Genomic DNA, 12711 nt, shown 5'->3' with positions numbered 1-12711 from the left:
CGCGTGAGGGGTCCCGAAACCCTCCGAATCTCCGTCTGAGCAGGGGGATCGCCCGCCGTGTTCGCCAGACTGGGGAGATCGAAGGGGAGTAGTTCCGGGCTCGCGAGAGCCTGAGGCCGCATCGACATACTGACGTTCACAATGATCGTCCGGTGCCCCTGTCTCCCGGATGAACGAGACCTTCGGCCCACGCGCGGCCGGAGCTCTGTCTTGTCCTCCCTCGGTCGCGCCCGACCGAAAGGACCGTTCCCCATGCCACGCGCATTGATCGGCCGTCTCGCCCTGTGCCTCCTGATCGCCGCCCCCGCCTTGGTGTTCCGCACACTGGGCTTCCACCCGAATCCCGTGCTCGACCTCGTCGTCTTCGGGGCGGCGGTCGTGGCGGCGAGCTTCGTGCTCGCCTGGGCCGCCGAGGCCGCGCAGAAGGACATCTCCGGCGCCCTCGCGATCGCCATCCTCGCCCTCATCGCCGTGCTGCCCGAGTACGCCGTCGACCTGTACTACGCGTTCCGCTCCGGCTCCGACCCCGAGTACGCGCAGTACGCCGCCGCGAACATGACGGGATCGAACCGACTGCTCCTGGGCTTCGGGTGGCCACTCGTCGTGATCGTCGCCCTCGTGATCGCGAACCGGGCACGACGCGGCGAAGCCCGGCGCCTCGCCCTCGAGCTCCCCGTCACCGCACGCCTGGACGTCGGCTTCCTCGCGGTGCTGGCGATCCTCGCGTTCGCCATCCCACTGCTCGGGAACATCCCGATCTGGTTCGGCCTGGTGCTCATCGGGGCATTCGTCACCTACCTGTGGCGGGCAGGCCGCGCGGAGAGCGAAAGCCACGACGAGTTCGTCGGCGCCGCCGCGCACATCGCGGGCATGCCGACCCGCGCCCGGCGGATCACCGTGATCTCGTTGTTCATCGTCTCGGCGGGCATCATCCTCGCGTGCGCCGAGCCTTTCGCGACCGGTCTCGTCGACTCGGGAACCGCGCTCGGGATCGACAGCTTCTTCCTCGTGCAGTGGCTCGCACCCCTCGCCTCCGAGGCGCCCGAGTTCATCATCGCGGTGCTCTTCGCCGTCCGGGGAATGGGGGCAGCCGCGATCGCCACCCTCATCGCGTCGAAGGTCAACCAGTGGAGCCTCCTGGTCGGCTCGCTCCCCCTCGCGCACTTCTTCGGTGGCGGAGGGTCCGATCTGCCGCTCGATGCCCGGCAGATCGAGGAGTTCGTGCTCACCGGCACCCAGACCGTGATGGGTGTTGCGATCCTCCTCGCCCTCCGATTCCACCTGGGATCGGCCATCGCCCTGGCGGCGATCTTCCTCGTGCAGTTCTTCGTGACCGACACCGGCGGCCGCTACGTGCTCTCCGCTCTGCAGCTGATCATCGCCGCCGGGTTTTTGATCGTCCACCGTCGGCACATCCTGCCCACCCTCGCCGCGCCGTTCCGTCGATCGCAGCCTTCGCCGGCGATGACCGCGGGCGGATCCGCTGACGGCGCCGGAGGTCGCGGATGACCGCCCTTTTGCTATAGCGTTTAGGGATGACTATGCGCCGCGTTCTGATCACGGGGGCGAGTTCCGGCATCGGGACCGCCGCCGCCCTCGAACTCGCCCGCGAGGGTGCTGCCCTCTGGATCACGTATGCCGGACGGGAGGCCGAAGCGCTGCGCATATCGGAGGAGTGCCGGGCGGCAGGGTCACCCGAGGTTCACGTGTCGCGCCTCGACCTGCGGGATCGCGAGTCGATCGACGCGCTCGTCGGTGAGATCACGGACGCATGGGGATCGCTCCACGTGCTCGTCAACAACGGCGGAGTCTGTCCCTACACGCCTTACGAAGACATCGAGTTCGACGAGTGGGACATGGTGCTCGAGACCAACGCCCGCGGCACCTTCTTCCTGACCCGCGGGGCGCTCCCCCTGCTCCGGGCAGCGGAGGGGGATCGCTCGGTGATCAACATCGCCTCGATCGCCGGCCAGGTCGGCGCGCTGCAGACCGGCATCCACTACGCCGCGAGCAAGGGCGCGATCCTGGCCATCACGCGCAGTTTCGCCCGGCACCTCGCCTCGGAGGGCATCCGCGTCAACGCCGTGACCCCTGGCCCGGTCGCGAGCGCCATCACGGATCAGCTGCAGGGGGCGGGGCGCGAGAAGCTCGAGTCGGGCATCCCCCTCGGCGCGTTCGGGCAGCCGGAGGACGTGGCCTGGATCATCGGATCCCTCGCCTCAGAGCGAGCACGCTTCATCACCGGCGCCACCTACGACGTCAACGGAGGAGTTCGCATTGACTGACCGCACCCCCCTGGACCGCTCCGCCCTCGAAACCGTGCAGGCGCAGCTCGAAGCCTTCAACGCACACGACCTCGACGCGTTCGTGGCCACCTACGCCGAGGACGCCGTCATCACCGGTGTCGCCGCCGAACCCGTGGTCGGTTCCGCCGCGATCCGTGCGTTCTACGAGCCTCGACTGCAGAACCCCGAGCTGTCGTGCGTCATCGAGACCAGCGTGCTCTTCGGCACCCGATGGGTCGTCGCACAGGAACAGGTGATCAACGCCGGCGTCGCCACCGAGACCATCGCGACCTTCGATGTGGTGGACGGGCTGATCGCCAGGGCGTCGATGCTCAAGGCCTAAGGAGGCGGAGGTCGTCGGGTCTCGAGGTGGGGTCGGCCTAGCCGGCGAGCTCGATCACATCCATTCCGAACAGGCTGGTCTTGGGAGATTCGATCGAAGCCATTCGTGGAACGGGCTTGAGTGGTCGGTGCTCGGGAGCGATCATCAGACGGAAGGGCCCTCTCGCGAGCCCCAGGGTCAGTTGCGTGTCGTACCAGCACAGCGCCTGCCTCGGAGAAGCCTTTTGAATCCAGGAGTGCAGGAAGAGCCAAGCGAGAGACGCGAACGGGATCAGGATCCAGAGCGCGAGGCCGCGCACCAACAACACGAGGAGCCATCCCGTTCTACTGAGTGCGTTCATCGACGGATTCCCCCTTCCTGGTCAGCTGTGCCGTATTGAACGTAGCGGACCACAGACGAGAGCGGCGCTATCTCCGATGCGCGGTTACGAGCAGTGTGACAATCAGTCCCAGTTCGGCGCGGGCGGTCGATACGCGTCACGGCGATGGCGGGCGCGAACCACGACCAGCGTCTCCGGCGCTTCGAGGAAGAAGAGCACGCGGTAGTCGCCGCGACGGGCCGAGCGCAGCCCCTCGAACTCGTCTTGCAGCGGTTTGCTCATCCGCTCAGGGTTCTCGGGCAGCGTGTAGACGGCGAATTCCACGATCGCCTGAGCAATCTTCTGCGGCAGCCGATCCAGGTCCCGCCAGGCAGAGTCGGCGAACGAAGTGACCCTCGTCACGGGCGCCGAACCCCGTAGCGCGCGATCGTCTCATCGGCACTGCGCAGGTTTCCATCAGCAGCCTGCTGGCGGGCGCTTTCGACATCGTCGCGCGTTCCCGGCTCCGACAGCCAGAACAACGTCTCGTAAAGCGACTCCAACGCGTCCCTGCTGATCAGCACGGCAGCGCCGCGGCCATGGCGCGTGATCTCGATCGTCTCGTGCTCTCGCTCCACCTGATCAACGAGCCGGGACAACTGATCCTTTGCTTCACTTAAAGGCACCGTCTGCATGTCCTTCATACTAGCCCAAACTTTGGCCTTGGAATAGCCAGACCTCTGGCCATCGAGAGCGGATAGCTGTGACCACTGGCTGTCGGCCGGTCACTCGTGCTCGGGCAGGACCGGCGACGACCAACCCCGATCACGACCCAGCTGTGCCGCCCGCGACACGGAGTCCGCACCGAAGCGGCCGCGCAGGGTGTCGAGCACCGTGTCGAGGCGCGCTTCGTCGCCCCAGTCGATCGGCAGCTCGGGCGCCACGTTCCCGGCACGGTCGAGCTGCGACAGTGAGATGCCGATCAGGGTGATGCCGCCCGCAGAAATCTCGGGCTGCGCGGCGGCGAGCAGCGCGCGAGCGAGGGTGAGCAGCACGGCGGTGCGATCGGTCGGAGCCCGGAGCGAACGGGAGCGGGTGGCCTTCGTGAAGTCGCCGAAGCGCAGACGCAGCACGACCGTCCGGCACACGCGATCCCCGTCGCGGAGTCGCCTGCCGAGACGGTCGATGATCTGCGTGAGGATGAGGTCGAGTTCCTCGGCCGAGCGCGGACGAGTGCCCAACGCACGCTGCGAGCCGATCGATCCCCGACGCCGCGTGGTGTCGACCGGCCGCGGGTCGCGCAGCCGGGCCAACGCATGCACGTGCGCACCCGTCGCTTTGCCCAGCATCCTCTCGGCGGTCGCGGTCTCCAGCTCGGCGAGCTGTCCGACGGTGCGGATGCCGTACCGGTGCAGCTTCTCGGCCGTGACGGCGCCCACACCCCACAACCGCTCGACGGGGAGCGGAAGCAGGAACTCCTCTTCGCGGTCGGGCTCGACGACCAGCAGACCGTCGGGCTTGCTCACGGCACTCGCGACCTTGGCGAGGAACTTGGTGCGCGCGACGCCCACCGAGATAGCCAGCCCCGCCTCCGCCCGCACGCGCTCGCGCAGCCGCGTCGCGATCTGCTCGGGACTGCCCGCGAGGCGTCGCAAACCGCCGACCTCGAGGAACGCCTCGTCGATCGACAGCCCCTCGACGAGCGGGGTGGTGTCGCGGAAGATCGCGAACACGTCCTTGCTCGCGGCGGAGTACGCCTCCATGCGCGGAGGGACGACGACAGCATCGGGGCAGAGCTCGCGCGCCTGCCGGCCTCCCATCGCCGTGCGCACCCCGCGCGCCTTCGCCTCGTAGCTCGCCGCCAGCACGACCCCGCCGCCCACGATCACGGGTCGCCCGCGCAATTCCGGGGCGTCGCGCTGCTCGACCGAAGCGTAGAACGCATCGAGGTCGGCGTGCAGCACGGTCGCTTCCCCACGCATCCTGCTCTCCTGTCGACGAGCGGATCGTCGCATGGACCGGGGACATCCGTGGACGTCGCGCCCGGCCCGCACCCGGTGTCGGTCCTCACAGGTAGGTTCGGCGCGTGCCGGAACCGGTGATGCAGTGGTGGGCGCGACGGCAGTTCTCCCGCGGTCGCGCGATTCCGTATGACGTGGGAACTTATCGCGCCGGGTGGGCCGCGTACCCGGAGCTGATCCGCCAGTACCACCCCGAGCTGAATCACGGCATCGCGCTGTCGCAGATCCCTCTCGCCGCCGACGTGCTCGTGTGTTGGGAGTGCCCGGTCGGCCATCGGTTCGCCGCCACACCGACCGAGCAGCGCGAACGTCCAGGACGCGTCCGGCGCCGCTCCGCGTGGTGTCCGGACTGCTCCGCGCTCGCCCGCCCGCAGCCGGTCGTGCTCGGGGAAGCTCGCGCCATCCCCCGTAAGCCCCGTCGCCCCGCGCCTGCACTCTGCACCAAGACGCCCTACCTGCCCTCGGGGACCGCGTTCGCAAGTGAGTGCGCGCCGAAGCCCGCCTCTGCTGCGGAGGGACGTCTGCGGGCGGGACTCGGGGTCGCGATCGAGTTCGACACCACCGTGAACGCCGTCAAGGTCTCGCGCCCGTTCTTCCGCCACACCGAGGTCTGGCCTGACATCGTGTTGCCGGAGCTGCGCATCGCGATCGAGTACGACTCGGTCGGCCGACACGGCCTGGAGCATGTCGGCAAGCGGCAGGACGCGGATCTGCGCAAGGACCGCGCCCTGCGTGCTGTGGGGTGGGAGGTGATCCGCATCCGCACCGGGAAGCTCGAACCGCTCGGTCCGCACGACCTGGCGCTGCCCTCCGTCGGAGCGAAGAGCATCGCCCGGATCATCGACGAGCTGCGGGTGATTCGGGGAGCTCTGATGGTGGACGCGTATCTCCGGTAGGTGCCCCGTCAGCCCTCGAAACGCTCCCGCAGACCCGGGTCGAGGGCGATGTCGCCGAAGGATGCCGTCCACGCGCCGTCGACCGCGATGGACTGCCCCGACAGGTACGGCGCCTCGTCGGAGAGCAGGAACGCCGTGAGCGCGGCCACCTCTTCCGCCCGGGCGATCCGGCCCATGGGCGGCCCCTCGGCGAGGGCACGTTCTTCGGCGGCGGGGTCGGCGGCGCGTGCGATCTGCGCCTCCAGATGCGGGGTGCGCACGCCACCGGGAGCGACCGTATTGGCTCGTATGCCCAGAGCGCCATACGACACGGCCACGCTGCGGGTGAGCGCGTCGATGCCGCCCTTGGTGAACTCATACGCGGCGTGGTCGGTGAAGCTGGAGCGCCCATGGATCGAACCGATGTTGACGATGGCGCCCGCCACACCCTGGTCGACGAATGCGGAGACGGCCGTCGAACAGCCCCAGATGTAGCCGAAGCCGTTGATGTCGAGCACCTCGCGCACCACGGACTCGTCGAGCTCGTGCAGGGGCGTCCGTTTCGTGATGCCGGCGTTGTTGACCCAGCCGGCGAGTGGGGCTCTGGCGCGGGCAGCAGCAGCCGCGCGCTCGTGCGTCGAGCGATCCGACGCGTCACCAAGCACCACCTCAGCCACGATGCCGTCTTCGACCGTGCCCGAGCCGGCAGAGCGCTCGAGCCCGACCACGATCCATCCGTCAGCCGTGAGGCGCTCTGCGATGGCACGGCCGATGCCCTTGCCGCTGCCCGTCACGACGACGCTGCGTGCAGATTCCGTCATGTCAGTCCCTCTCGAATCGGAAGACGGCGGGATCGAGAGCGAAGCCGAGTCCCGTGGCATCCGTCGGGCGCACCAGACCCTCGAACGACGGACCACCGAGGATGAACGACGGAGCAGGGTCGTACGGGTTGACTCCTCGCGCGAACGTCTCCACTCCGATCCCGAGATGCGCGGTGACCTCGGGATACACGTGCCCGGAGACCGGGACACCGCGCTCGGTCGCCCATGCGATCATCTCGCGGGCGGGCGTCACACCACCGATCGCCACGACGTCGAGGCGCAGCGCCTCGACACCACCGACCTCGACCAGCGCCTTCAGCACCGCGGGATCGGTGACCTCATCGCCGACAGCCACCGCCAGGCCCGATTCCCGGCGGATGCGCGCGACACCTGCTGCGTCTTCCGGCAGCAGCGGGTCTTCGAGCCACGCGAGCTGCGGGTCGCCCCACTGCGCGATCTCCGCGAGCGCGGTGTCAGCATCCGGCCAGCCGAAACCCACATCGACGACCAGCCCTGTATCAACGGGCAGCTCTGCGTTCAGAGTCGCCAGGAGTTCGTGCATGTATGCCGGATTCGGAATGCGCGAGATCTTCACGTTCGTCCATCCAGCAGCCTGCGCGAGAACCTCGTCGGCGACCTCCCGCGGAGCCCGGTCCGCAGACGGGTAAGCGGCGACCAGCATCGATTCCCGGGGAGCATCACCGGTGCCGAGCAGCTTCCACAGCGGCATGCCCGCGCGCCGGGCGGCAATGTCCCAGAGGGCGATGTCGACCAGCCCCAGGGCGCGCCGCACCAAGCCCACCCGGCCGACGATGGCACTGCCGCGCAGCATCCGCTCCCACGCCGCCGCAGGGTCGTCGGCATCCGCACCCACCGCGTGCGGGGCGACGAGACGGCCGACGATCTCGCCCATCGGCGCCTCCCGCGAAAGGCAGTACGCCATCCCGGTCGTTCCGTCATCGGCTGCCACCTGCACGGCGGAGTACTCTCGCCGCACGACTGTCATCGCGCCGAGCTGCAGTGGCGCAGGGAGCGGCAGTACGGCGGTGGCCGTGTCGATGCGCGCGATCGTACTCATTCGGGCTTCTTCGCCAGGGGCACGCCGTAGTCCACCATGAAGCCGCCGTCGACATACAGCGTCTGCCCGTTCATGTAACGCGACTGGTCGGAGACGAGGAAGCTGACCGCGGCCGCGATCTCACTCGCCTCCGCCAGGCGCTTCGCGGGGATGCGCGACAGGATCGTGTCCAGGCTCAGCGTCCCCTGCTCGACGCCCTGACGGAAGACGCCCGTGTCGACGTAACCGGGCGCGACAGCGTTGACCCGCACACCGCGCGACGCCCACTCCGCTCCCGCCGTGGAGGTGAGCCCGATGACGGCGGCCTTGGTCGTGGCATACGGCGCCCGCCCCGCGGAGCCGCGCGAGGAGATGGAGGAGATGTTGACGATGCGGCCCTCACCACGGTCGAGCATGCGCTTCCCTGCGGCCTGGAGCGCGGAGAACACCCCGTGCAGGTTCACGTCGACGACCGCGGACCACTCATCCCACGTGAGGTCTTCGATGCCACGGTGCCGCTGGATCCCGGCGTTGTTCACGAGCACCTCGATGGGGCCGAGCTCCGCCTCGATCTCACCGAAGACCCGGTCGACCCCGGCGTGGTCGGTGACATCGAGCTCCCGCCACAGGATCCCGGCGGGGTTCTCGCCCGCGGTCAGCCCGGGGACGCGGTCGGTCGCGACGACGAGGTAGCCGTCCGCGGAGAGTCGCTGGCCGATCTCCCAGCCGATGCCGGCGGATCCTCCGGTGACGATGGCGACGGGTGCCTGACTCATGCGTGCTTCTCCTCAGTCATACGTTTGCTATAGCAGTCTACGGCCGCTCCCGTCGCGATGTTCCAGCCGAAAGCCTCGAAGTAGGTGGAATATCGCGACCGGAGCTAGGCCAACAACCCGGCCACCACCGACACGGCGTGGGACTCCAAGAGCTCGAGGGCGCCGGGAGCCAAGGGCGTCTGCCAGGACTGATAGGCGCCGCGGTCGTAGGCCTCGCGGGTCGGGAGGTACACGAACCCCGGGCCGTTCGTCAGGTTCATCACCACGATCGGCGTCTGGGGGAACCGCTCCCGCAGGGTCGTCTGCAGCCGCGAATAGGCCTCACCCGGATGCCCCACGATCACGGCGTCCCCGAGCCGCCAGGCCCACACCGGATGCGACACGGTCGGCCCCTCGATGTAACCGTCGCGGAGGTTCCGCGCTCGTCCGAGGCGCTCCTCCCGCGAGCGCGGGTCGATGTCCTTCCACTCCTCGGCGAGTTCGTCCAGGGTGGGCAGGTCGCGCAGCGGCAGCTCGACGGCCGAGACGACTCCCGCCGCCTCCTCGCCGCCGTCCGCCGGGGTCCCTGTCCAGATCGCGAGCGGAGCACCCGACTCCACGACACCGTCCAACGTCAGCTCCTCGCCGGGCACCGGCAAGCCGTCCAACGCCGCGAGCACCGCGTGCCCGAGCGCGCGTCCGTGCCGGTCGGCCACCGCCACGTCGCCGGTGTACTGCTCCCGCGGGGCCAGCTCGCCCGACGCCCCTTGCACGAACAGGCACGGTGCACCGGTCGCGGCCTCCACGATCTCGCGCATCGCGCCGACGTAGTCCGGCGACACCTCGCGGTTCTGCCAGGCCAGGGTCGTCGGATGACAGGCGTAGTTCACCAGGGTCGCCCGCACCTCCCCGTCGATGCTGATCCGGCCGATGGTCACCGTGTCGTCGGCGGTGCCCTGGGGGTTGTAGCCGACGAGCGCGCGGCCTTCGAGGTCGAGCTCGCGCTCCGCCGCGAGGGTGCAGGTGCCCGTGGTCCACTCGATCAGTCCAGGCCGGGCGGTCTCCAGCGCCTCGCGTCCGGCCGCGATTCCCGCGGCGGACAGCGCCTCCAGATACCCGGGGATGAGCTCCCCGCCCGGCAGATGCGCGTCCGCGGCGCACAGCACGGCCCCGGCGTGGGTGTGCGAGAGCGAGAGCATGAGCTGATCGGGTTCGAAGCCCAGACCGTCGAGGATGGCGCCGCGCACGCCCTGCTCGTCGGCGACTCGGCGCCACCACGTGCCGTCGACGGCGAGGAGCACCCGGGGGCGTCCGTCCGCGGCCACCACCGCGAGCGCGGTCAGCTCGAACGGCCGGTGCGCCCCCTCGGAGCGCTCCCAGTCGGCCGGGCCCCAGTTCTTGGCGCGGATGCCGACGGGCGGCGTGATGTCGCGCCGGGCGACGCCGATGCCCGCCTGCGTGCGCGGGATGCGGATGCGGTCTCCGAGGTGCGTCGCCGCTGCCGTGTCGTTCACGCGTGGTCCTCCCTGATGTCCATGATGCCGTCCGTCACGCGCTCGTCAGCACGTCTGCGATGACGACGCGCGGTCCGGCCTCCGGTAGCGCCGTCTCGACGCCGCGCTCGACGGTGTCGCTGTAGAGCAGCGCCGACGGCTCGGCGAATCCGTCCGCCAGCCGTAGTCGTCCGCCGACGAACTGGCTGCCGGTGACGCGGGCGTGGTTGACGCCGGTGCCGATGTCGACGTGCGCCGCGCCCTTCGGCACCGTCGAGGTGACCCCGCTCACCCGCCAGGTGACGACGCCGGCACCGGCGGCCCTGCCCAGCAGAGCCCCGTCCGTGCGCTCCGTGGAGAGCTCGACCCCGTCCAGGGCGATGAGCTGGTCGCGCACGGCGGTCGCGCTCAGGCGCACGTCGCGCACGGATCCGCCGCGGATGGTGACCTTGGCGGCGCCGAGCTCGAAGGGCGCACCCGGCGCCGGGCCGCTGAGGCGGCAGTCCACGAACTCGACCGGACCCGACCCGCGAGCCTTGACCCCGTCGATCCCGGTGATCGTGCAGTCCACGAAGCGGACGGGAGCCGTGACCGGGGTCTGCACGAGCACCTGGTCCTTCGGCAGCGCGAAGGTGGAGTCCGAGATCACGGTCGGTCGCGACGAGCGCTGCGACCGTTGTCCGATCGCCAGAAGTCCCGCAGTGCACCCTCGCACCTGGGCGCCGTCTGCGTTGATGGTCATGGACGCCTGCGGATCGAAGGTGGAGCGGCCGATCACGCGCACGTTCTCCAGCGTCAGATCGCTGATCTTGGTGCCGGCGACGAACCAGGAGCAGACGTGGTCGCGCACCGTGATGCGCTTGGCGGCGGTGCCCCACTGCGCGCCGGAGTTCGCGATGTCCATCAGACCCGAGTTGCCGATGAAGGTGAGGTCGTGCTCGTACTGCCCGTGCGTGGTGAACGGGTTGCCGCCCTGGTCGTCACCGTCGCCGTGGCAGTTCTCGACGATGCAGTAGGCGCTGGCGGTGAGGTCGTTCAGGTGCCGGGCGTTCGACGACGTGCAGTCGCTGACCCGTCCGTAGAGGCTGTAGATCTGCTGCGTGAGGTAGCCCGCGCCACCGTAGAACACGGTCGGCGGGTTCTCCACCGAGCAGCGTTCCGTGGTGAAGTGCGTGTTCCAGCGCCGCATGATCACGGGCCACCAGGTGCGGCTCGCGTGCACGTCGGCGACGTCGCAGTGGATCGCGTACTCGAAGGCGATCGGGTGGGAGCCGGTGAGCTCCCGAGAGTCGGGGAAGGAGCCGTCGGTGGGGCCGTCGAAGGGTCCGGCGCCGAGGAACCGCATGTTCGCGATGCGCACGCCAGCGACCGGTTCCATCTGCCGCCAGATGAGCTTCCGACCCTTGTCGAGCGGCCAGCCGTTGAGGTAGTCGATGCGGATATGGGTGCCGTCGATCTGCTGTGTCACCTGCACGAAGCGCTGGAGTTCGCGCTCGTCCGCCCCTCCGCCGGCGACGGGATCGCACTGCACCGCCCACCAGGAGTCGACGGGGAACCGGGACGCATCGGGCACGGTGACCGCGTCGGTCAGCTCGGGCCAGGCGTCGGCCAGCGCATGCTCGACCACGACGTCCTTCGACACCCCGGTGAAGAACATCACGGCGCCGAACGGGTTATCGTGACCGTTCGGCTCGATGCCGTCGGTCGTGATGACGTGTCCGCCGAAGTCGATCTCGAGGTACGACCGGCTGAACCGGTGCCGCCGCTGGAACAGCAGGTCGGCGCTCGCCTCGATCCGGCGGATGCGGGGATCGTTCACCATCGCCGCGAGCGCATCGTCGGCCGCGGTCTCCGGTCCCGCGATGCCGAAGACCCGGAAGTCGACGGTGCCGTCGTGCTGCAGCAGCCAGCGGCTTCCCCGCGTGCCGGCGATGACCGTACCGCCGTTCGCTTCGATCTTCGCGTTCTCGGCGCCGACGTAGACGAGCAGCCCGGCGTCGCCCGGCGTGCGGTACCCCGCGACGATCGCGACCTCACCGTCGCGAGCTCGGCGACGGGACAGCTCGGCGACGGACTCCGCTCGTGTGAGATCTTTCGCACCTGCCACGACGGGAGCCGCCTGTGCGGGCGCCGTCACGGCGAGGGAGCCGGCCGCACCGAGTGCGACCGCACCGAGTCCTGCCATGAGGGCACGGCGACTCGAGGAGCGCACGGTCTCCTCCGGCACCAGGGGAGTCCGCGCGGTCATGAGAGCTTCTTCTCGGCCAGCAGCACCTCGGCGGGAACCGTGAAGTCCGCTCGCCGGCTCAGCACGAACGCGATGGTCGCCCCGAGCAACGTGAGTGCGGAGATCAGCAGCAGCCCCCAGATCGCGGATCCCGTGGTCTCACTGATCCACCCGATCGCATACGGCCCCGCGAAACCGGCGAGGTTGCCGACGGAGTTGATGAACGCGAGTCCGGCCGCGGCCGCCGTTCCCGTGAGCACCATGGGCGGCAGGCTCCAGAACAGCGGTGTCGTCGAGAACAGCGCCGACATGCCGACGCACAGGGCGGCGAGCGCGAGCACCGGTGTGCCCTGCGCCGCGACCGCGGCCATGAGCGAGAGAGCGGTGATCGACAGCGTGATGCCGATCTGCAGCGGGATGTTGCCCTGCTTCCTGGCGGCACGTTCCCACGGCAGCATGACCAGCGCCGCGCACAGGTTCGGCAGCGCGACGAGCCAGCCCGTCGTGGTGTTGGAGAAGTCGCCCATGCTCTTGAC

The 12711-nt window shown here is 69.4% G+C and carries 13 protein-coding genes and 1 pseudogene; 4 read left to right on the top strand and 10 right to left on the bottom strand.

Annotated elements, in window-relative coordinates; translation table 11 throughout:
- The first annotated feature begins 252 nt into the window (after positions 1–252).
- The 3 genes from AX744_RS13425 to AX744_RS13415 are packed head-to-tail and all read left to right on the top strand — an operon-like array spanning position 253 to position 2628.
- Positions 253–1509 carry a sodium:proton exchanger gene (locus tag AX744_RS13425; RefSeq protein WP_058631061.1) on the top strand — a complete coding sequence of 419 codons (1257 nt, stop codon included), beginning with the start codon at positions 253–255 and terminating at the stop codon, positions 1507–1509.
- Positions 1510–1535: 26 nt separating this feature from the next.
- Complete coding sequence (locus tag AX744_RS13420) at positions 1536–2285, top strand: SDR family NAD(P)-dependent oxidoreductase (protein ID WP_061017411.1); 750 nt, start codon at positions 1536–1538, stop codon at positions 2283–2285.
- Entirely contained in the window at positions 2278–2628 is a 351-nt protein-coding gene (locus AX744_RS13415) for a nuclear transport factor 2 family protein (protein ID WP_061017409.1), read from the top strand. Before AX744_RS13420 ends, AX744_RS13415 begins: the two co-directional genes overlap by 8 nt.
- 37 nt (positions 2629–2665) lie before the next feature.
- Here AX744_RS13415 and AX744_RS13410 read toward each other — a convergent pair whose 3' ends face one another.
- The 4 genes from AX744_RS13410 to dinB form a co-directional block, all read right to left on the bottom strand.
- Positions 2666–2968, bottom strand: coding sequence for a hypothetical protein (locus AX744_RS13410; RefSeq protein WP_061017407.1), 303 nt, complete (start codon positions 2966–2968; stop codon positions 2666–2668).
- A 102-nt stretch (positions 2969–3070) separates the two neighbouring features.
- Positions 3071–3349 carry a type II toxin-antitoxin system RelE family toxin gene (locus tag AX744_RS13405; protein ID WP_061017405.1) on the bottom strand — a complete coding sequence of 93 codons (279 nt, stop codon included), beginning with the start codon at positions 3347–3349 and terminating at the stop codon, positions 3071–3073.
- Entirely contained in the window at positions 3346–3621 is a 276-nt protein-coding gene (locus AX744_RS13400; RefSeq protein ID WP_061017402.1) for a type II toxin-antitoxin system Phd/YefM family antitoxin, read from the bottom strand. Before AX744_RS13400 ends, AX744_RS13405 begins: the two co-directional genes overlap by 4 nt.
- 90 nt (positions 3622–3711) lie before the next feature.
- Positions 3712–4908, bottom strand: a complete 1197-nt coding sequence (dinB, locus tag AX744_RS13395) for a DNA polymerase IV (protein ID WP_061017400.1) — start codon at positions 4906–4908, stop codon at positions 3712–3714.
- A gap of 119 nt (positions 4909–5027) precedes the next feature.
- Here dinB and AX744_RS13390 point away from each other — a divergent pair, with 119 nt between their 5' ends.
- On the top strand, positions 5028–5843 hold the full coding sequence (locus AX744_RS13390) for a zinc-ribbon domain-containing protein (protein ID WP_061017398.1): 816 nt from the start codon (positions 5028–5030) through the stop codon (positions 5841–5843).
- Between the two features lie 8 nt (positions 5844–5851).
- Here AX744_RS13390 and AX744_RS13385 read toward each other — a convergent pair whose 3' ends face one another.
- From AX744_RS13385 to AX744_RS20755, 6 genes and pseudogenes are all read right to left on the bottom strand, one after another.
- Positions 5852–6643: an SDR family NAD(P)-dependent oxidoreductase gene (locus AX744_RS13385; RefSeq protein WP_058631067.1), complete on the bottom strand. Its 792-nt coding sequence runs from the start codon at positions 6641–6643 to the stop codon at positions 5852–5854.
- A 1-nt stretch (position 6644) separates the two neighbouring features.
- Positions 6645–7721, bottom strand: coding sequence for a mandelate racemase/muconate lactonizing enzyme family protein (locus tag AX744_RS13380; RefSeq protein ID WP_061017396.1), 1077 nt, complete (start codon positions 7719–7721; stop codon positions 6645–6647).
- Positions 7718–8476, bottom strand: a complete 759-nt coding sequence (locus tag AX744_RS13375; protein ID WP_058631069.1) for an SDR family NAD(P)-dependent oxidoreductase — start codon at positions 8474–8476, stop codon at positions 7718–7720. The genes AX744_RS13380 and AX744_RS13375 overlap by 4 nt, the downstream gene beginning before the upstream one ends.
- Positions 8477–8580: 104 nt before the next feature.
- On the bottom strand, positions 8581–9969 hold the full coding sequence (locus AX744_RS13370) for a hypothetical protein (protein ID WP_061017394.1): 1389 nt from the start codon (positions 9967–9969) through the stop codon (positions 8581–8583).
- Positions 9970–10003: 34 nt separating this feature from the next.
- The gene (locus AX744_RS13365; RefSeq protein ID WP_231728814.1) at positions 10004–12196 is read right to left on the bottom strand and encodes a peptidase C14; all 2193 of its coding nucleotides are present in this window, start codon (positions 12194–12196) and stop codon (positions 10004–10006) included.
- A pseudogene (locus AX744_RS20755) lies at positions 12193–12711 on the bottom strand (MFS transporter); the annotation flags it as partial. The gene AX744_RS13365 and the pseudogene AX744_RS20755, both read right to left, overlap by 4 nt.

This window comes from Microbacterium sp. CCH5-D1 (assembly GCF_001557335.1).
GTDB classification, from domain to species: Bacteria; Actinomycetota; Actinomycetes; order Actinomycetales; family Microbacteriaceae; genus Microbacterium; species Microbacterium oxydans.
The sequence above is the reverse complement of the archived record's forward strand: the minus strand, read 5'-3'. Positions and strand labels throughout refer to the sequence as shown.